General features: G+C 72.1%; 16 protein-coding genes, 1 tRNA gene and 1 pseudogene. 1 reads left to right on the forward strand and 17 read right to left on the reverse strand.

The genetic code is table 11. From position 1 onward, the window contains the following. Positions 1-481 precede the first annotated feature (481 nt). The 12 genes and pseudogenes from AQI94_RS14695 to AQI94_RS14750 all read right to left on the reverse strand — a co-directional run bounded on the left by AQI94_RS14695 (position 482) and on the right by AQI94_RS14750 (position 12,942). Positions 482-1,831 (reverse strand): diacylglycerol/lipid kinase family protein, encoded by a 1,350-nt coding sequence (locus AQI94_RS14695; protein WP_051832596.1) that lies wholly within the window; start codon positions 1,829-1,831, stop codon positions 482-484. 29 nt (positions 1,832-1,860) lie between these two features. Continuing rightward, positions 1,861-2,307 (reverse strand): DUF7144 family membrane protein, encoded by a 447-nt coding sequence (locus AQI94_RS14700; RefSeq protein ID WP_031053243.1) that lies wholly within the window; start codon positions 2,305-2,307, stop codon positions 1,861-1,863. Between the two features lie 31 nt (positions 2,308-2,338). Beyond that, complete coding sequence (locus tag AQI94_RS14705) at positions 2,339-2,803, reverse strand: SHOCT domain-containing protein (RefSeq protein ID WP_031053246.1); 465 nt, start codon at positions 2,801-2,803, stop codon at positions 2,339-2,341. A 189-nt stretch (positions 2,804-2,992) separates the two neighbouring features. Beyond that, positions 2,993-4,333 (reverse strand): hypothetical protein, encoded by a 1,341-nt coding sequence (locus AQI94_RS14710; protein ID WP_062229756.1) that lies wholly within the window; start codon positions 4,331-4,333, stop codon positions 2,993-2,995. A 38-nt stretch (positions 4,334-4,371) separates the two neighbouring features. Further along, positions 4,372-5,034: an HdeD family acid-resistance protein gene (locus AQI94_RS14715; protein ID WP_031047857.1), complete on the reverse strand. Its 663-nt coding sequence runs from the start codon at positions 5,032-5,034 to the stop codon at positions 4,372-4,374. 255 nt (positions 5,035-5,289) lie between these two features. Further along, positions 5,290-5,487: a hypothetical protein gene (locus AQI94_RS14720; protein WP_031047860.1), complete on the reverse strand. Its 198-nt coding sequence runs from the start codon at positions 5,485-5,487 to the stop codon at positions 5,290-5,292. Positions 5,488-5,614: 127 nt separating this feature from the next. Beyond that, a complete protein-coding gene (locus AQI94_RS14725) occupies positions 5,615-6,133 on the reverse strand; it encodes a lipase chaperone (protein WP_031047862.1) in 519 nt (172 codons plus the stop codon). 16 nt (positions 6,134-6,149) lie between these two features. After that, positions 6,150-7,781 carry an MFS transporter gene (locus AQI94_RS14730; RefSeq protein ID WP_031047865.1) on the reverse strand — a complete coding sequence of 544 codons (1,632 nt, stop codon included), beginning with the start codon at positions 7,779-7,781 and terminating at the stop codon, positions 6,150-6,152. A gap of 112 nt (positions 7,782-7,893) precedes the next feature. Beyond that, positions 7,894-10,581: a LuxR C-terminal-related transcriptional regulator gene (locus AQI94_RS14735; protein ID WP_031047867.1), complete on the reverse strand. Its 2,688-nt coding sequence runs from the start codon at positions 10,579-10,581 to the stop codon at positions 7,894-7,896. 148 nt (positions 10,582-10,729) lie between these two features. Further along, positions 10,730-11,074, reverse strand: a pseudogene (locus AQI94_RS14740) (glycoside hydrolase family 15 protein); the annotation flags it as partial. Positions 11,075-11,359: 285 nt separating this feature from the next. Further along, positions 11,360-11,433 (reverse strand) — tRNA-Pro (locus AQI94_RS14745). A gap of 81 nt (positions 11,434-11,514) precedes the next feature. After that, a complete protein-coding gene (locus AQI94_RS14750; protein ID WP_031047873.1) occupies positions 11,515-12,942 on the reverse strand; it encodes an MFS transporter in 1,428 nt (475 codons plus the stop codon). Positions 12,943-13,117: 175 nt separating this feature from the next. Between AQI94_RS14750 and AQI94_RS14755 the strand changes: the two genes are divergently transcribed. Continuing rightward, positions 13,118-13,696: a TetR/AcrR family transcriptional regulator gene (locus tag AQI94_RS14755; protein ID WP_031047876.1), complete on the forward strand. Its 579-nt coding sequence runs from the start codon at positions 13,118-13,120 to the stop codon at positions 13,694-13,696. A gap of 45 nt (positions 13,697-13,741) precedes the next feature. Here the strand turns inward: AQI94_RS14755 and infA are convergent, their stop codons facing one another. The 5 genes from infA to AQI94_RS14780 form a co-directional block, all read right to left on the reverse strand. Beyond that, on the reverse strand, positions 13,742-13,966 hold the full coding sequence (gene infA, locus AQI94_RS14760) for a translation initiation factor IF-1 (protein ID WP_031047878.1): 225 nt from the start codon (positions 13,964-13,966) through the stop codon (positions 13,742-13,744). After that, positions 13,963-14,751: a GNAT family N-acetyltransferase gene (locus AQI94_RS14765; protein ID WP_031047881.1), complete on the reverse strand. Its 789-nt coding sequence runs from the start codon at positions 14,749-14,751 to the stop codon at positions 13,963-13,965. Before AQI94_RS14765 ends, infA begins: the two co-directional genes overlap by 4 nt. Positions 14,752-15,006: 255 nt before the next feature. After that, positions 15,007-16,332: an MFS transporter gene (locus AQI94_RS14770; RefSeq protein WP_031047884.1), complete on the reverse strand. Its 1,326-nt coding sequence runs from the start codon at positions 16,330-16,332 to the stop codon at positions 15,007-15,009. Between the two features lie 113 nt (positions 16,333-16,445). Beyond that, a complete protein-coding gene (locus AQI94_RS14775) occupies positions 16,446-17,396 on the reverse strand; it encodes a catechol 2,3-dioxygenase (RefSeq protein WP_031047887.1) in 951 nt (316 codons plus the stop codon). Continuing rightward, positions 17,396-18,457: a 4-oxalomesaconate tautomerase gene (locus tag AQI94_RS14780; protein ID WP_062229787.1), complete on the reverse strand. Its 1,062-nt coding sequence runs from the start codon at positions 18,455-18,457 to the stop codon at positions 17,396-17,398. The genes AQI94_RS14775 and AQI94_RS14780 overlap by 1 nt, the downstream gene beginning before the upstream one ends. Positions 18,458-18,459 lie beyond the last annotated feature (2 nt).

Genomic DNA, 18,459 nt, shown 5'->3' on the forward strand with positions numbered 1-18,459 from the left:
CCGGTCCCGCCGAAGACGAACGGCCAGACCAGCCCCCGGCTCCCGAGCAGGGCCCCTCACGCCCTCCGGCCGAAACGCCGGGCGCACTACACCCGGCGCACCGAGCCGAGCCCGCCCCACGGCGGACCGACGCGACACGGGCGGCGCACCGGGGATGCCGCCGAAGGCGAACGGCCGCACCAGCCGCCGCCTCCCGGGCGGAACCCTCACGGACGGAGGCCGTCGAGGTCTCGCTCGCACCCCGACGGAACGGCCCGCTCACGTCCGGATGAACCATGGACGAGCGTCGACGCCCAGACCTACCGCGCAACAGAACCAGGCCGGAACGCCGCGCGCACCGGGGCCGGAGCCGAAGACGGCACGGGGACGCCCGCTGAAGACGAACGGACGCACCAGACCCCGGCTCCCGGGCAGGACTCTCACGGACGGAGGCCGTCGACGTCCCGGTCCCCCGACGGAGCAGCCCGCTCAGCGGTGACCTTCAGGCGCCGGGATCCGGCTCGGTCGGTGTCGGTCCGTGTTCGTGTGTGAACAGTCGGCCCCGGGCCAGGCGCGCCACCCGCGGCCAGTCGGCCGGTGCGCCGGTGAGGGGCTTGCCGGGGCGGTGGCGGGGCACGTGGACCCGCAACGCACCGGGTGCGGTCCGGCACACGACCGGAGTCGGCAGCACGACGTGTTCTCCGTCGATGCCGACGGCGATGTCCGCGGTGTCCGCGTCCACGACGACCTCGTCGGCCCGCAACCGCATGACGGCCCCGGAGCGGGCGCCGCGCACCAGACGAGCCGCCTGGGCCGTGTTGGACACCCGCACACCGAGGACCCCGAGCTGCCCCGAGTCCAGCCGTTCACGGCGCCCGGGACGGGCCGAGTCGACCGCCCGCAGATAGGGGTTGTTGCTGACGAGCAGCGCCTGGAGCGCACCGACGCGCGTGGGGCCGGCCCGGATCCGCAGACCCGGCGCGTCCTCGCCGGTGAGAAGACCGGGGAGGGACCGCAGTGTCGTGTGCAGCTTGGCGTCCCGGTAGGCGGGGTCGGCCACCACGGACGCGTACGTCCCGAAGGACGCGTTGTTGACGAAGACGCGATCGGCCGCGAACCCGAGGTCCACGCGCAGTTCCAGGCCGTCGGTGAGGGCCTCCAACGCCGCCGCGGGATCGTCGCGGTCGAGGCCGAGATCGAGGGCGAAGTGGTTGCGGGTGCCCGCGGGGATCACGACGAACGGCACATCGTGTCGCGCCGCCACCTCGGCCACCAGGGCCTGGGTACCGTCACCGCCGGCCACGGCCAGCAGATCGGCACCCTCGGCCACGGCCTGCCGGGCGAGGGCCACCACGTCCTGATGGCCGTCGAGCAGCACGACGCGGGCGCCCGCCGCCCGGGCCTTCGCCACCAGACCGAAGCGTTCCACCTTGCCGCCGCCGGAGCGCGGGTTCATCACGATCCAGGGATCGTGCGGAGCCTCGGCCCGCTCGGCCACGGCACGCGGGGGTGCCATGGCCGTACGAGCCGAGGCGACGGCCAGCACCCACAGCGCCAGGGACAGAAGGGCCGGGCCCAGCATCCCGGACGCGCTGTACAGGGAGAGCACGGTGAGCGGCGCGAGCACCGACAGCACCAGCCCGAGGACGCGCAGGACGCCGGTGTGGGCCAGCGTCCACCACACCCCGACCGAGGCGAGGGCCAGCCCTGCGATGCCGACGAGGGCCCACAGCACGCTGCGCAGTCCGGCCACGAGAAGTGGCACCAGGATGCTGCACAGGAGGGCGAGGAGAGCGAGACGGGCCCGCAGGACGCTGCCGGTCCGCGCACCGGCGTTCTGGTGCCGTCCCATCTCCTCGCCCTCCTTCGCGGTGCCGGTCGTCAGATGTCGCGCCCGGGGCTCTCGAACGGCTCGAAGGAGTCGTCACGCCGGACCGTGCACAGCGCCCAGATGACGAATCCCGAGAACGCGATCATCACGACCGACCAGACCGGGTAGTACGGCAGCGAGAGGAAGTTCGCGATGATGATGAGTCCGGCGATGGCCACCCCGGCCACCCGCGCCCAGGTGGCCGCGCGGAAGAGCCCGAGGCTCACGACCACGCCGAGCGCGCCCAGGGCGAGGTGGATCCAGCCCCAGCTGGTCAGGTCGAACTGGAAGACGTAGTTGCGCGTCGAGACGAAGACGTCGTCCTCGGCGATGGCCATGATGCCCCGGAAGATGTCGAGCAGTCCGGCGAGCATCAGCATGATGGCCGCGAAGACCATCGTGCCGGCGGCCCAGTCCTGCTTGGCCGTGGACCGGTGTGCGGTGTGTGTGGCGGTCATCCTGACCCCTCGTTTCGTTCGGTCGGCGTGCTCAGCGCCGGGAGGACGCGGCGACGTCGGCGGATGCTGTCCCCGAGCCGTGGCCGCTCAGGACCAGCTCCTTCGCCCGGGCGAACTCCGCGTCCGTGATGTCGCCCTTGGCCCGGATCTCCGAGAGCTTGGCGAGTTCGTCGACGCTGGTGGTGGTGCCGCCCTTGGCGGTCTCACGGATGTAGGAGTCGAAGGCCTGCTGCTGTGCCCGCGCCTGGGCGACCTCGCGGTGGCCCATGTTCTTGCCGCGGGCGATGACGTAGACGAAGACGCCCAGGAAGGGCAGGAGGATCGTGAACACCAGCCAGCCGGCCTTGCCCCAGCCGCTCATGGCGTCGTCGCGGAAGATGTCGACGACGACCCGGAAGAGCAGGACGAACCACATGATCCACAGGAAGAACCACAGCATGGACCAGAAGACGCTCAGCAGCGGGTAGTCGTATGCGAGGTACGTGGACGCACTCATGTCACTCTCCTCCGTCCGGGGCCTTCGCCCGGCCGCCTGTCTGTGCCGTTCTCAGCGTGCCCACGGCAAGGGGCGGGCGGCTTCACCCGGCGCGGGTGAGCGGGCACCTCGGCCGGGCCCGGCATTCCCGGTCATGGCTCACGCGGCGTCATGGCTCACGCGGCGTCATGGCTCACGCGGCGTCCTGACTCACGCGGCCGCGTGCTCCGGCCGGTCGGTCGCGTCCCGCGCCGGTTGTGCGGCGGCGAGCACCGCCGTGATCGCCAGCACCACCAGGACCAGCACCAGGACCAGCGCCACCGCACCGACGGTGGGGTGGTTCCGGAGGACGAGGGCGAAGGCACCCGCCCCGATGGTGACGCCGGTGGTCCACCGCCGGTGGGCGGACAGCCAGTGGCCGGTGAGGCCGGTGGTCACTCCCGCGCGGCACAGCGCGTGCCCGGCCGCCGAGGTCCCGCGCAGGGCCAGGGCGCGTGCGCCGCGGGCGGCCCGGCCGGGACCGTACAGCCAGGCGGTCAGGGCGGTGAGCAGGCAGACGACGAGCAGCGTGCGGGCGCTCGCGCGCAGGAAGCGGACGAAGGTGTCGAAGATCGCCGCGGCGGCGTCGGGGGGCAGCGTCGCCGGGGGTACGGAGTCGAGGTAGACGCGCCGCAGGACGACGAGCGCGACGAGCAGTACCACCGCCGTCAGGCCGACGCCGAGCGCGGTGATCATCACCATCACCCGGTGTCCTGGGGCGGCCCAGACGGCGAGGGCGCCGAGGGTGAGCGTCAGTACGGGCAGCCAGGTGCCGGCGATGTCCAGCAGCCGCATGGCGTCCTGGGCCCTGCCCAGTTGTGCGGTACGGAACAGCGGGACGGTGCGGTCGCTGTCCGGGATGGCGGCGGCCTTGTCGAAGCCGGCGTCGACGAGGCGCTGCCGTACCTGGTCGACCACCACTCCGATGTCCAGCCGCACCGTGTCCCCCTCGGCCCGCACCGCGCCGTCGCGGTCGCCGGTGAGCATGGTCAGCACGGTGGCGTGGGCCCGCCGGTTGGCGCCCTCCCACGCCTGCTGGAAGGCCTCGCCGGTGACCACGCGGCTCACGTTGCGGTGCACGACGGTGCGCACCGCGGAGCGCAGCGGGGCGGTGAGGGATTGGGCCCCGTCGACCACGCGGGGCGGCGCCCCGTTGCCGGCCAGGGTCCTGGTGAGCGCGCCGGTGATCGCCTCGACGTCCACCTGGGCCACCACCCGGTCGGTCAACCGGTCGATGACGACCTGCTGCACGTGGGGGTCCGAGGCCAGCGGCGCGACGGTCCGCACATACCGGTCGGTGTCGGAGACCTGGTCGTGCACCCAGGTCTCGACGAGGGCGAGCGGTGCGAGCAGCAGCGTCAGCACCAGCAGGACCGTGGCACCCGCGCGCCGCGCCCGCCGGTGACGTACGGTCGCGGCGCGGCGCAGCCGCTGGTACTCGGCGTGCTCGGCGGCGGTCACGACGTGGCCGGTGTCCGACGGGCCGGAAGCCGAGGCCGAGGCCGGAATCATGGTGCCCCCCTGACTCGTCCGACGGGACGGGTTCCCGCTCAGCCGTCGGCTGCGGGCTCCTCGCGGTTCGTGAGGCCGGACCGGCGCAGCGCGGCCCGCCAGGCGAGGGCGAGCACCAGCTCGAACAGGCCGAGCAGGACGAGCCACAGGCCGAGCAGCCGGGTCAGCGCACGGGCCGACTCGGCCGGCAGGGCCAGCACCACGATCCCGGCGACGATGCCGATCACCGCCGCGCCCACCACGAAGGCGCGGTGGGGCAGGTCCTCGGCGGTGATCGCGGTGTAGAGGGTGAGGATCCCGGTCACGAGCCAGACCACTCCGACGATCAGGGAGAGCGCGGCGATGCTCTGGAGCGGATTGCGCAGGCACAGCACCCCGGCGAGGACGCAGAGCACGGCGGTGAGCAGTCCGGGCAGCCGTTCGCCGGGTGTGCTCCGGGAGAAGACGGCGACGAACCGGAACGCTCCGGTCACCAGCAGGTACAGGCCGATGAGGACGGCGAGGACGTGCAGGGTCTCGTCCGGCCAGACCAGCACGAGGACGCCCGGCACGAGCGTGGCGATCGCGGAACCCAGGATCCAGGTCCAGGAACGCCCGAGCCGCTCCAGTACGTCCGCGCCTGTGGCCGGACGGTCGGGGGCGTCGCCGTAGGGGCTGCGCTCCGGTGCGGTGGGCGGTGCCGGTCCACGCGGCACGGTCATGGTTCCTCCTCGCCCCCGTCGAACGGGTCGTCTCCGCACGCCCGGGGCGGTACGGAGGCCCTCACGCGGCCCAGCGTCCCGCGCACCGCCCACGGCCGGGTCACCCGTCACGGGTGATCCGCCGGCCGGTGCCGTGCCGGTGGGCCGGGAAGCGGGAGGGGCGCCCGCGGGTCGTGGTGACGGCCCTTGTCCGTGACTCCGTACGGTTGTCCGCCCCGGCCGCCCCTGGCCGCCCCGGCCGCCCCTCCCCCGGGCTCAGTCCGGCATCCGCCGCATCTCCACCACATGCAGGCCCAGCGACTGGCAGCGGGCCAGCAGGCCGAACAACTGCGCCTCGTCGATGACGGAGCCGAACAGGACGGTCTGCCCGGACATGACCACCCGTTCCAGCTCGGGAAAGGCTTCGGCCAGAATGTCCGACATGTGTCCGTCGACTCGGATCTCATAGCGCATGGGCTGTACTCCCGCGGGGCTGCCGGGAAGGCGGTCTGTGCCCTGTCCTGCGATGATCCGCTCGGAAAGGGCCCGGTGGCCTCACCCGGCGAAGGTGATCCGCCGTCCGGCGCTCCGGCGACCTGGGTCAGTGCTTCAGGAACACCTTGAAGGAGATGATCAGCAGGCCGAGCAGAAGGTTGACCGAGGCGGTGGCGGTGACCAGCCGCCAGCCGGCGTGGGCACTGCGGGCCGCGGCCACGGACCACGCCACCTGCCCGGCCACCGCGACGGAGAGCGCCAGCCACAGGGCGCCCTGCACGTCCAGGCCCAGCAGCGGACTCACCGCCACCGCCACGGCCGGCGGGATGGCGGCCTTGACGATCGGCCACTCCTCACGACAGGCATGGAAGACGACGTGACGGTCGAGCGGTTCCTGTGCCAGACGCGCGCCGAAGAGCTGGGCGTGCACGTGGGCGACCCAGAACGCCACACCGGTGAGCAGCAGCAGCGCCACCAGTTCCAGGCGTGGGAAGGAACCCAGGGTGCCGGCGCCGATCACCACGGAGGCCGCGAGCATGGATCCGTAGACACCGCCGGTGTAGTCGGCGCGGGCCCGGCGCTCGGTGCCGGTCCCGCGAACCGTCGGGTGGTCGGTCGTGGACATCGGTGCTCCCTGTCGGTCAGCGCGTCGGTCCGGCCGACGGGGCCGGTGCCGCGGTCTCCCCCCGGGCCCCGGTACGGCCCTTCCGGCCGGCCGGGAGGTTCGGTGTGACGAGGAAACTGGCCAGGGTGACGCCGCCGGTGGCGAGGATCGCCGCCTTGAGACCGTTGAGCTGGGCGGACGCGTAGGAGTCCGCGACGGCCTCGACCTCGGACGGCGGCAGCCCGGCGTCCTTCGCCGCCGCGCGCACCTGGTCGGTGGTGACGAAGGAGATTCCGGACTCCAGGGCGACACCGGTCTGGGTGCGGGCCGCCTCGGAGAGCCGTGGATCGTCGTCGACCTGGGCGGTGAAGGCGTGCGCCAACGCGCCGAGGAGGATCGACCCGATCAGTGCCGTGCCCAGTGCGGAGCCCAGGTTCTGCGCCGTGAACTGCAGGCCTCCGACCTCGCTGCGTTCCTCCTCGCCGACGCTGGACTGGACGACGTTGCCCAGCTGCGAGGCGAGCAGGCCGGTGCCCACGCCCACCAGGGCCATGGCCCCGGCGAACTGCGCGTCGTCGATGACGGGGTCGATGGTGGCGAGCAGCCACACGACGGCGACCGCCATGGTGGCCAGGGCCAGCCGGACGATCCTGCGCGGTCCGACGGCCCGTCCCAGCGAGGAGGCGAGCATGGAGGCCGCGAGCATGGTGATCGACACCGGCAGCAGGCGAAGTCCGGTCTCGAACGCGTCGAAGCCCTGCACGACCTGCAGGTACAGCGGGATGACGAAGAACAGGCCCAGCAGGATGAGGTTCTGGCCGAGCAGGGTCAGCAGGCCGGAGCGCAGGGCCGGGCGGCCCAGCAGGGGCAGGTGCACCAGCGGCTCGGCGCCGCGCGCCTCGCGCCGCCGCTCCCAGCGGACGAAGAGGCCGAGGACCGCCACTCCGGCGCCGACGACGAAGAGGGTCGGGGCGAAGCCCAGGACGGTGAAGGGCGGGTTGCGGGGCGAGACCCAGCCCCAGGTGCTGCTCTGCAGCACCCCGAGCACGCCCAGCCCGAGCCCGGCGGCGGACAGCACCGCGCCGACGCCGTCGAGACGGGGACGCGGCCCGGTACGGCGGGCCTCGGTGATCATGCGTCGGCAGCACAGCATGGCCACGACGACCACGACCTCGCCGGCGAAGACCAGCCGCCAGGTGAGGTAGGTGGTCACCCAGCCGCCGAGCAGCGGCCCGACCGCGATCCCCGCGCCGGCGAGGCCGCCGATGACGCCGTAGGCGACGGCCCGGTCCGGGCCGCGATAGGACTCCGCGACGAGGGCCGCCATGGCCGGCAGCACCATGGCGGCGCCGAGTCCCTCGATGACCGACCAGCCGAGGGCGAGGACCCACACGGTGGGGGCCAGGGCGGTCAGGGCCGATCCGGTGCCGTAGACCATCAGTCCGAGGAAGAAGAGGCGGCGCCGGCCCAGGATGTCGCCGAGACGGCCACCGATGACCATGAATGCGGCCATGACCAGCGCGTACAGGGTGATGACGGCCTGGATGGTGGTGACCTCGGTGTCGAAGTCCTCGACCAGCTGGCTGATCGAGACGTTCATGACCGAGGTGTCCAGGACCATCAGGAACTGGGCCGTCCCCAGGACGGCCAGTGCGCGCCATCGCCTCATGGTGACCACCCGGCCAGGTCGGTTCGCGGCGGCGGCGGAGGCGGCCGCTTCTCCCATGTCAGCGCAGTGGGGCGGCCGGTGCCTCACCCGCGGCGGGGGACCTGGCGGGCGCTCACAGGAGCCGCATGTCCCGTGCGCGGTGCACCGCCTCGCTGCGGCGGTTCACCCCCAGCTTCCGGTACAGGCTCTTGAGGTGGGTCTTCACCGTGTTCACCGAGAGGTAGAGGTCCACGGCGATCTCCTGCGTCGACATCATCTGCGCCAGCCGCTGCAGGACGTCGCGTTCGCGCTCGCTCAGCTCCTGCACGACGATCGGCGCGGGGCGCGGGCCGACCGCGGGCGGAGGACCGTTGCCGGGTACGGGGCCGGGCAGGAGCCATTCGGCGGCCAGCGACCGCAGCGGTGCCGCGGCCAGCAGCGGCCTGATCCAGCGCCCGGCGTCGAGGAAGGGGCGGCGCAGCCGTTCGCGCCGGGCGAGGATGAGGGCCTGGGCGACGAACCTGCGGGCCGTTTCGGTGTCACCCGCCATCTGTGCCACCTGCGCTCTGACCAGCGCCGCCCGCACGGTCACCGCGGGCCCGGGCCGGCTGTCGGCGGGCACGCTGTCGAGAAGGTCGATCGCGGCGCCCGGTCTGCCCGCGGCGAGCTGGATGTGTGCCGCCTCCACCGTCCATGTCGGCTGGTCCTCCGGCAGGTGCTGGAGCACTTCGGCGGCCGTCTCGGACCGTCCTTCGGCGAGATGGACCGTGGAGGTCACCAGCTGCTCCAGGCTGTCCGCCCACGGTGAGGCGACGGTGGTGGCCAGGGCCGGGGACGCCGACTCCATGGCCGCTCGCGCGTTGCCCCGTGCCAGGTGGAGCCGTGCCGTGGCGATCGCCCGCCCGGCCGCCTTCACCGGGTCATGGGTGTCGAGGTCGAGCTCGTCGGCCTCGTCGAGGAGGGCCTGGGCCCGGCCCAGTTCGTGGCGGTCGACTGCCACGGCGGCCAGCACCAGCCGTCCGATGCCGGAACCGGAGGGCTGCGGGAGGCTGAACCGCTCGGTCTCGGTCATCGCGGCGAGGGCCTGGTCCTCGGCCCTGCCGGGCCAGCCGTTCAGGTAGTCGATGAGCGCCAGGTGGCCCATCGACTCCTCCCGGGGCAGGACCGTCAGGATTCCGCCGGGGCAGTCGGCGGCCTCGGACAGGGCGGCTCGCGCGTCCTCGTAGCGTCCGGCCCACAGCCGCGTGGAGCCCAGATGGGTCAGCAGAAGGGCGGACAGTTCGGGGTGTTTGTCCAGGAGGTGCGGGGGGACCTCCTGCCGTACCTCGTCGGCGGTCTCGGCGGCCTGCTCGGCGCGGGCGGGAGAACCGGTCAGCCTGGCGGCCACCGCCTCCAGGAAGGCCCAGCTCAGCTGGGTGGTCGCCGGATCGTCCTCGTCGACCGACAGCCATGCCTCGGCGTGGTGCAGATGGGCCACCCCGTGGTCGAGGTCGCTGTGCGCGAGGTCGCGGGCCGCCCGGACGAGCTCGGGCGCGGGGCCGGTGGCCTCGGGCCCCATCCGGGAGAACAGCTCGTTCAGGTCGTCGGAGCGCAGGCCGGTGAAGAACTGCCCGATCGCGAGGTCGTCGACGACGGCGGCGGCGGTGAAGCCCCAGTCGGCGGCGGCGGCTCCGTGCGCGAGTGCCTCCGGGAGGGCGCCGCGGCGCCGCATCCACTGGGCCGCCGACCGGTGCAGATCGGGTTCGAGACCGGGGTGGCGCACCCGGAGATGGGTCTGGAGTATCTCCCCGAACAGCGGGTGCAGGCGGTACCACCCCTGTCCCAGCTGTTCGACGAAGGCGTTGTCACGGTGCAGCTCGGCCAGGATGAGTCCGGCGTCGGTCCGGTGGGTCAGCCCGTTCACCAGGTCGGGACAGAAGCGGTCCAGGACACTGACCCGCAGCAGCAGGTCCTGCGTCTGCGGCGGCTGGCGTCGCAGCACCTCCGCCAGCAGGAAGTCGGCGACCGTGCTGTGGTCGGCCTCGAACTCCTTGAGATAGGTCTCCGGGTCCGGGCTCTCCTGCGCGGCCAGGGCGCACAGCCGCAGCCCGGCGGCCCAGCCGCGGGTGCGCTCCACCAGGGAGCGCACCGCGTCGGCGGGCAGGGTGAGGCCGTGCAGTTCCAGGAGCGCCGCGGCCTCCTCGGGGTTCAGGGCGAGCTCGGCGTCACGGATCTCCGTGAGGGTGCCGGCCGCTCGGTACCGGTGCAGCGAGAACATCGGTTCGTTGCGGGTGACGAGGACCAGGCGGAGCCCGGAACCGGCGTGCTGCAGCACGAACTCCAGCTGCTCGGCCACCTCGGACGCGCTCACCCGGTCGAACTCGTCGAGCACGACGACCGGGGCCGGGTCGCGGCCGACGAGGTCCTCGGCGATCTCCGAGAGCACCTTGTGGCTCACCCGGCTCGGATCCACCGGGCAGTGGACCCGGTCCGACAGCGGAGTGCCGCAGGTGCTCAGAGCCTGGAGGAAGTACGCCCAGAACGTGCCGGGGCGCTGTTCCTCCGCCTCGACGGTGAGCCAGGCGACGGGCCGGTCGAGGCTCGCGGTCCAGTCGGCCACCAACAGGGTCTTTCCCGCGCCGGCCGAGCCGTTGACCATGGTCAGCGGCGTCTGGAGTCCCTCTTGCAGGTGCTGGGTCAGGCGTCGGCGGGGCAGGAAGGTGGCGGGCCTCGACGGCACCGCGAATCGCGTACGCAAGAACGGGTCCCCGAGCGGATCGACACGGTCTCCGGCCGGAGCCGTGGTGTTGCTGTCGCCTGTGACCACGGCGCTCACCACCATGTCTCGTCAGGTCATGGGCAGCGCTCCCCTTAACTCAGCTTTACATGCTTCCCGGACATTCACCTGACGCGGAGGGGCCAGCGGTCCCTGCAAAGGGGCCGGAGGGCCCTGCGCGGGGGCCGGTCGGCCCACTCCCGGCACTGCCGGTTCAGCTGGCGACGGCGTCCATCTCGTGGTCGAGGGCGAGCGCGGCGGTGATCAGGGCGAGGTGGGTGAAGGCCTGCGGGAAGTTGCCGAGCTGCTCTCCCGTGGGGCCGATCTCCTCGGCGAAGAGACCCGCGTGGTTCGCGTAGGTCAGCATCTTGTCGAAGGCGTACCGGGCCTGCCCCAGGCGTCCCGAGCGGGCGAGTGCGTCGACGTACAGGAAACTGCACAGGGAGAACGTGCCCTCGCTGCCGCGCAGGCCGTCCGGGGAGGCCGCCAGGTCGTAGCGGTGGACGAGGCTGTCGGAGACGAGCTCGTCCTCCATGGCGTCCAGGGTGGACAGCCAGCGCACTGGGATAGTCGAACCTCGGCGCGCAGAACCAGTCGACCGTGCCCTCGGAGGAGACCAGTGCCGCCGTCTGTGATCGCCGACCAGACCGTGATCCTCGATCGCAGCGCAGCGTCGCATGAGCAGCTCTCCCCTCGGCCGCGCATCCGGGCGTCTCGATGTCCCGGGCTCTCATCGCGTCAGCGTGGCAAGGCCGCAGGGCGCGGGCATCCCCCGTCACGGGTGAGGTCGGACCCACGCGAAAAAGGGCCTCGCAGGCTGTTGCCCGCGAAGCCCTTCGTACCGTCGGGACGACAGGATTTGAACCTGCGACCCCTTGACCCCCAGTCAAGTGCGCTACCAAGCTGCGCCACGTCCCGGCCGCGATGCCCACGGGTGTTCCGTGTGATCGCGCAGCTGAACCCTACCTCACGCACGTGGCCGCACCGACTGGCGGGACGTCAGCCCCGGGTGGCCACGGTCTCGCGCACCTCCGTGGTCCGAGTGACGACCCGGCGCACCGTCCGCCGTACCGGAACCAGCAGCGCGGCCAGGGCCGCCGCCAGGCACAGCACGGCCAGCAGCGCGAAGCCGTGCGCGTAGCCGGACTCGTGGGGCAGCCCGGAGGGCTGGAGGTGACCGGTGACCAGGACACCGGTGACCGCCGCGCCGATGGAGCCGCCGATGGTGCGGATGTTGGCGTTCATGCCGGTCGCGGCGCCGGTCTGGTCGGCCGGGACGCTGCCCACGATCAGGTTGGCCATGGAGGCGAAGGCGAGCCCGATCCCCAGGCCGAACAGGCCCGCGACCACGGCGATCTGCCACTGCTCGTCGTGCCAGAGGGCGAGGAACCCGCAGGCCACCGCGCCCAGCGCGGCACCGGTCACCAGAAGGGACTTGGCGCCGACGACCGGCTCCAGGCGGCCGCTGAGCACACCGGAGAGGAACATCGCCACCAGCATCGGCAGCATGAGCAGCCCGGCGGCGGTGACGCTCGCGCCGAAGCCGTACCCGGCCGACGACGGCGTCTGCACGAAGCCCGGCAGGAAGGACCAGATCGAGTACATCCCGGCGCCGAAGAGCAGCGCGGCGGCGTTGGTGGTCCAGACGGCGGGCAGGCGCATCACCTTCAGGTCGATCAGCGGGGTGCGGGAGCGGGCCTCGGAGTACAGCCACAGCGCGAACAGCGCGACGGCCGTGGCGAACAGGCCGAGCACCCGGGCCGAGCCCCAGCCCCACTTGCCCGCCTGGCTGAGCGGCAGCAGCAGCGCGACCAGCCACGCGGACAGCAGGACCGCGCCCGGCCAGTTGACGTTCCCCTGCGCCCTGTTGGGCGACTCGGGCACATACCGTACGGCGATGAGCGTCGCGGCGATCACGATGGCGACCGGGATCCAGAACAACCAGCGGTAGTCGAGCGCGGTCACGATGGGACCCGCGGCGACGATGCCGACGCCACCGCCGGCGGCGATCACGGCGGACAGGTTGCTGATGGAGCCGCTCACCTCGGACGCGGCGAACTCGTCCCGGATGATGCCGAAGGAGAGCGGGAACAGGGCACCGCCGACGCCCTGGACGACCCGGGCGACGATCAGGACACCGATGCTGGGCGCGAGCGCGGCGAGGAGACAGCCGACGGCCACGGTCACCAGGACGGCGACGAGGGTGCGCTTCTTGCCGATGAGGTCGCCGACCCGGCCGAGGATCGGGGTGAAGACCGAGGCGGACAGCAGGTATGCGGTCATCACCCAGGTGACGGTGGACTGCGAGGTGTGCAGCGCGTGCTGGACGGTCGGCAGGGCCGGCGCGATCAGCGACTGCAGCATGGAGAACACGCCGGCACCGGCCGCGAGGACGGCGAAGGTGAGACGGGTGGACTTGCGGGGCATGAAAAGCCTCTCCGAGCACTGAGTGCGGCCGGAGCCTCGTGGGAAGCGGTCGCGGAAAGGACGGTGGACGCGCCCCGACTGATAAAGTGGAGGCACGCCTCCACTCTAGCGGAGGCAACCCTCCGCTTCAACCCGTACCGGAGGTGCACCTCCGTTTCAGCCTCGGGAGGCAGTCGTGACCGCCCCGTCGTTCCCCGTCACCGAGATCGTCGCGTCCCGCCGACCGCACCGGAAGGACGCCGCTCGCAACTACGACGCCCTGCTGGCCGCGGCCCGCGAGGCGTTCGCGGAGCACGGCGCGGAGGCGTCCCTGGAGGACATCGCGCGCCGCGCGGGCGTGGGCATCGGCACGCTGTACCGGAACTTCCCCACCCGCCGCCATCTCTTCGAGAGCGTCTACGCGGACGAGGTGAACACCCTCGTACGCGTCGCCCAGGAGCTCGCCGACCAGGAGCCCTGGGAGGCGCTCACGGCCTGGCTCGACCGGTTCGCCGGCTACATGGTGACCAAGCGGGCGGTCCGCGAGGCGCTGAACGACGAGTCGGAGATCTTCGCGGCCTGCCGGGACTCGATGTACGCGGCGGGCGGTCCCCTGTTCGCGCGCGCCCAGGAGGCGGGCGAGGCACGCCGGGACATGGACTTCGTGGAGCTGCTGCGGATGGTCGCGGGGATCACCGCGACGGCCTTCGACGACGACGCCCAGCGCGATCGGGTGTTGTCGATCGCGCTGGACGGCGTGCGGGCGTCGCGCTGAGCCCCTGCCGCCGGCACCCGGTCCTGCATCAGGTGCCGACCACCGCTAGTTGCGGTACCGGAACACGATCCGGCCGCGCGTCAGGTCGTACGGCGGAAGCTCCACCAGCACCCGGTCCTCCAGCATGATCTTGATGTAGTTCTTGCGGATCTTCCCGCTGATGTGGGCGAGCACCTGGTGGCCGTTCTCGAGCTCCACGGTGAACATGGCGCTGCGCAGGCACTCGACGACCCTGCCCTCGACCTCGATGACGTTCTTGTTCCTCGTCATCGCACCAGCTCCAGGTTGCTGCTCATCGGCCGGGCGCCGACGCTCTCGAACAGCGCCGTGGCCGCCTGGTTGGACTCCTGCACCTCGGTCCAGGCCTCGGCGAGCCCGGAGCGGTGCAGCGTCCCCAGCGCCTGGGCCAGCAGTGCCCGCGCGATGCCCCGGCGCCGTTCGCCGGCCCGGACCGCGAGCAGCCCGATGCGCGGCCGGATCGCCGTCACCCGGATCAGGCCCAGGTAGCGGTCCGGTGCCGCCGCCACCGCGTACTTCGACGGGTCGACGACGGTGTCGCCCTCGGGCAGGGGAATGACCTCCGCGGGCATCGACTGCCAGCCGGCACTCGCCTCGACCTCGTCACGGATCGCCCGGTCCACCGCCCGCAGCAGAGTCTCGTCCGCCTGCCCGGCCGGCACGATCGTCACGCCCGGAGGCGGCAGGACCGCATCGAGCCCTGTGACCCGCGGGTCGGTCGGCACGGTGTACTCCCACTCGCGACGGCGGACGGTGAACCCGGCCCGCCGCCAGCCGGCGGTCAGCTCCGCGTCGGCTTCGTCGACCACCGTGTGCAGCGGCGCCGGCAGCGCCGCCACCATCGCCGCGGCGAGCCGGTCGAAGATGACGTCGTGCCAGGCGTCGATGCTGACGAACAGGCGTCCGTCGGCGCGGTGTTGCGCGTGTCCGCGGCCGACCACCAGGTCGTCGTGCAGTGCGTGCCATTGCCTGTCCGCGACGCGTGTGATCATCACCGCGTTCCCGCTCAGGCCGGTCGTGAAAGGCTTTGTGTTCATCGGAGTCTCCCTCCAGGAGTGCCTCGATCTCAGGCGCTCCTGGCGACACCGAACGTCAGCCGCCGGACCGTGACGGATCGAGGGAGCACCCACGGATAACTGCGTTCACGGGTCTCACCTCCATACGACGGCTTCACGGTCCGCCCGGAACGTAGCAACGGGGCGCCGCCCGGCTCAAATCCTTTTTCGGCCGCCAGGCCCTCCGGGAGGGGACGTGCTGCTCGCCCTGTGCCGCGGCACGCCCCTTCCGAGGGGTCAGTGCACGGCGGCCAGTTCCCGCTCGCTGCCGGTGGGTTCCTGCCGGAAGCTGCGCAGGGCGGCGATGCCGATGAAGACCATGGACGACAGGCCGGCGATCGCGAAGGCGGTGAAGCCCCAATCGCCGTTGCCGGAGGCGAGGAGCCGGCCGCCGAGCCAGGGGCCGAAGACGGCGCCGAAGCGGCCCATGCCCGAGGTCCAGCCGACGGCTGTGGCGCGGTGGTCCGCGTCGGAGCGGATCGAGACCGTGGCGTAGATCATCGTCTGGGCACTGTTGAGGAAGACGCCGGTGAGGAAGACGACGATCATCGTGACGGTCGTCGACATGTGGACGCTGAGCAGGAAGACACCGGCGGCGGTCAGCGCGAACCAGAGCGCCGAGATGCGCGGGGCCCCGAAGCGGTCGGCGGCCCGGCCCGCGACCAGCATGCCCACGATGCCGCCGAGGTTGAAGACGACCACGAAGGACAGGGCCGAGCCCAGTTCGTAGCCCTCGGCTCGCATCAGGGTGGGCAGCCAGGTGGCGACGCCGTAGACGAGGAGCAGACCGCCGAAGGAGGCCACCCAGTAGAGCAGGGTCTGGATCCACTCGCTGCCGCGGAAGAGCTTCGCCAGGCCGGTCCAGCGGTCGGCGGTGCTGCCGGTCCTCGCCGCGGGGACCTCGACGTCGTAGCGCTCGGCCAGGGCCCTGGCCTCCTCGCCGCGGCCCTTGGCGACCAGGAAGCTCAGCGACTCGGGCAGCAGCTTCGCCAGTACCGGGGCGAAGAGCAGCGGGAGCACGCAGACCCAGAACGCGGCACGCCAGCCGACCGGGTCGATGAGCCACTTGGCGACGTAGGCGGAGAGGATGCCGCCCGCGTGGTGGGCGGTCATCAGCAGGCCGATGACGAGGGCGCCGCGGCCGCGCGGGGCGTAGTCACAGACCATGCTGATCGCGGTCGGCAGCAGTCCGCCGAGGCCGACGCCCGCCAGGGTCCGGCCGAGGCCGAAGACCGTGACGCTGCCGGCCAGGGCGCACACGCCGGAGGCCAGCGAGAAGAGGATCACGCAGGACACCATCAGCTTCTTGCGGCCGATCCGGTCGGCGACCGTGCCGGCGACGAGGGCGCCGACCAGCATGCCGAAGGTGGCGTAGCTGCCGAGGTCACCGGCCGTGTCCGCGGTGAGGCCGAAGGTCCTGGTCTCCAGCAGGTGGGGCAGCACCGAGCCGTAGATGAACATGTCGAGACCGTCGAAGAGCACGGCCAGCCAGCACAGCCCGACGACCAGGAGGGCCGGTCCGCTGCCGCGGGCGGACAGGAGCGGGGAGGGGGAGGAATACATCGTTGGTTACCTCTCGTACTTGGTGCGCCAGACGCTAAGGAGCCACCCCCTTACTGTCAATGATTTTGTCAACAATCTCATCGACAATGTGGGGGTGGCTCGGAAAGCGCAGCTCAGGCCACCGGCGGCGTCCCGTGTGTGTGGAACGACTCGATGGTCTTCAGACCCCAGGCCTGCCCCTTCTTCCGCTCCTCCTCGGTCCAGGTCACCAGCGGCCAGTCGGGCGCGAGCACCAGCCGGGTCAGCGGGTTGCACAGCTCGATGCGGTTGCCGCCGGGCTCGTAGACGTACAGGAAGAACGTCTGCTGGATGGCGTGCTTGTGCGGGCCGGTCTCGATGAACACGCCCGTGTCGATGGCGAGATCGGCCGCGCGCAGCACGTCCTCGCGGGTGTCGGTCGCGAAGGCGATGTGGTGCAGCCGCCCCTCGCTGCCGGTCCAGTCCGAGGTGTACACGACGTCGTACGACTTGTTCGTGTACGTCAGCCAGCGCGCCGCGATCTTCCCGCTGTCCAGCCGGATCTGCTCGGTGGGCCGGGCGCCGAGCACGTTCTGCTGGAACTCGGCGTTGGCGAGCACGTCGGCGGCGAGGAAGTTGATGTGGTCCAACCGCCGTACCCCGACCCCTCTGTTGGGCTTGGCCTGCGGCTGGTTCTTCAGCGCGGGTTTCAGGTCGTCGGGGGCCCGGTAGTGCTCGCTCTCCCAGTAGAGGGCGTGCTCGTGGCCGTCCGGGTCGGTGGTGACGTAGAGCTTGCCGAGGCCGGGTTCGTCCTCGACCCACCGGCCGGTCCCGCCCGACTCCTCAACTGCCTTGATACGGCGGTGAAGTGCCTCCTCGCTGGAGGTGCGCAGGGCGAGCCGGCCGAGGCCGGCCCGCTCGCGGGCGGTGAGGACCAGGCTGTGGTGCTCGTAGTCGTCGTAGGTCCGCAGACGAACCGTGTCGCCGTCCTGGCCGTTGACCGTCAGACCGAGGAAGTCGGTGAAGAAGGCGACGCTGGCGTCCAGGTCCGGCGTGAAGAGCTGGGTGTGGCCGATGTGGGCGATGTCGCCGAGCGGCGGAGTCATCAGTGACCTCCTGTGGGTCGGTCGGCGGCCCGGGGGAAGACGGTGCCGTCGGAGATCTTGCGGGCCGTGCGGACCACGGCGGTGCGTCGGGCGGAGGGCGGACCGTCGGGGGTGGCGGCCACGCTGCTCTCGATGTCCAGGAATCCGGTGGGGTGTTCTATGCGCACGCGCTCGCTCGCCGGGTCGAGCGTGGCGAGCCCGGCGCCCACGCCGCCGTCGATCCGCAGGCCCGCGGCCACGCCGGCCGCGCCCAGGACGCCGATGGAGGTGTGGCAGCGCACGGGGATGAAAGTGCGGGTGGTGACCGCGCCGCCGTCGCGCGGCGGGGCGAGCAGCGTGAGCTTGGGCACGGTGGCGCCGGACACGTCTCCGAGGCCCATCAGGCGGCCCGCCGCCAGCCGGATGGCGCGCAGGCGGTCGGCGAGGGCCACGTCCTCCTCCAGGTCCCGGGGCAGCTCGTAGCCCGTGACCCCCATGGAGGCGGCCGGGACGAGGACGGTCGGCATGCCGTTATTAACGCAGGTGACCTCGACGCCGTCGATGACGTCGACGGCATGGCCGGTGGGGAGCAACTCCCCGGCCCCTGGCGGGAACTCGATCACCACGGGGGCCGCCGTGCCGGGCACGCCGGAGATCTCGGCGTCCCCGGTGTAGTCGACGCGGCCCCCTGGGGTCGGGAAGGTCGCGATCGCGTGGTCGCCGGTGTTCACCATGCGGATCCGTACGGAGGTCTCCCGCTCCCCCGCCGGGACCAGTCCGCGCTCGACGGCGAACGGCCCGACACCGGCGAGGATGTTCCCGCAGTTCTGACGGTCGCTCACCTCGGGCCGGTCGACCGCGACCTGGAGGAAGAGGTAGTCCACGTCGGCCTCGGGGTCGGCGGACGGCGAGATCACGGCGACCTTGCTGGTGAGGGGGTGCGCGCCGCCCAGGCCGTCGATCTGCCGCTCGTCCGGGCTGCCCATGATCCGCAGCAACAGGCCGTCGCGCAGGGCGGGTTCGGCGGGCAGGTCGTGGGCGAGGAAGTAGGCGCCCTTGGAGGTGCCGCCCCGCATCAGCATGC

Origin of the sequence: Streptomyces pseudovenezuelae (assembly GCF_001513955.1) — a bacterium.
Classification (GTDB): Bacteria; Actinomycetota; Actinomycetes; order Streptomycetales; family Streptomycetaceae; genus Streptomyces; species Streptomyces pseudovenezuelae.

Bases quoted from the DNA above. Each gene is read 5' to 3' on its own strand.
- AQI94_RS14775 (WP_031047887.1), bottom strand. From the start codon at position 17,396: ATGACTCCGCCGCTCGGCGACATCGCCCACATCGGCCACACCCAGCTC.
- AQI94_RS14770 (WP_031047884.1), bottom strand. From the start codon at position 16,332: ATGTATTCCTCCCCCTCCCCGCTCCTGTCCGCCCGCGGCAGCGGACCG.
- AQI94_RS14725 (WP_031047862.1), bottom strand. From the start codon at position 6,133: ATGTCCACGACCGACCACCCGACGGTTCGCGGGACCGGCACCGAGCGC.
- AQI94_RS14715 (WP_031047857.1), bottom strand. From the start codon at position 5,034: ATGACCGTGCCGCGTGGACCGGCACCGCCCACCGCACCGGAGCGCAGC.
- AQI94_RS14720 (WP_031047860.1), bottom strand. From the start codon at position 5,487: ATGCGCTATGAGATCCGAGTCGACGGACACATGTCGGACATTCTGGCC.
- AQI94_RS14710 (WP_062229756.1), bottom strand. From the start codon at position 4,333: ATGATTCCGGCCTCGGCCTCGGCTTCCGGCCCGTCGGACACCGGCCAC.
- AQI94_RS14735 (WP_031047867.1), bottom strand. From the start codon at position 10,581: ATGGTGGTGAGCGCCGTGGTCACAGGCGACAGCAACACCACGGCTCCG.
- AQI94_RS14695 (WP_051832596.1), bottom strand. From the start codon at position 1,831: ATGGGACGGCACCAGAACGCCGGTGCGCGGACCGGCAGCGTCCTGCGG.
- AQI94_RS14700 (WP_031053243.1), bottom strand. From the start codon at position 2,307: ATGACCGCCACACACACCGCACACCGGTCCACGGCCAAGCAGGACTGG.
- AQI94_RS14730 (WP_031047865.1), bottom strand. From the start codon at position 7,781: ATGAGGCGATGGCGCGCACTGGCCGTCCTGGGGACGGCCCAGTTCCTG.
- AQI94_RS14705 (WP_031053246.1), bottom strand. From the start codon at position 2,803: ATGAGTGCGTCCACGTACCTCGCATACGACTACCCGCTGCTGAGCGTC.
- AQI94_RS14765 (WP_031047881.1), bottom strand. From the start codon at position 14,751: ATGAACACAAAGCCTTTCACGACCGGCCTGAGCGGGAACGCGGTGATG.
- infA (WP_031047878.1), bottom strand. From the start codon at position 13,966: ATGACGAGGAACAAGAACGTCATCGAGGTCGAGGGCAGGGTCGTCGAG.
- AQI94_RS14750 (WP_031047873.1), bottom strand. From the start codon at position 12,942: ATGCCCCGCAAGTCCACCCGTCTCACCTTCGCCGTCCTCGCGGCCGGT.
- AQI94_RS14780 (WP_062229787.1), bottom strand. From the start codon at position 18,457: ATGCTGATGCGGGGCGGCACCTCCAAGGGCGCCTACTTCCTCGCCCAC.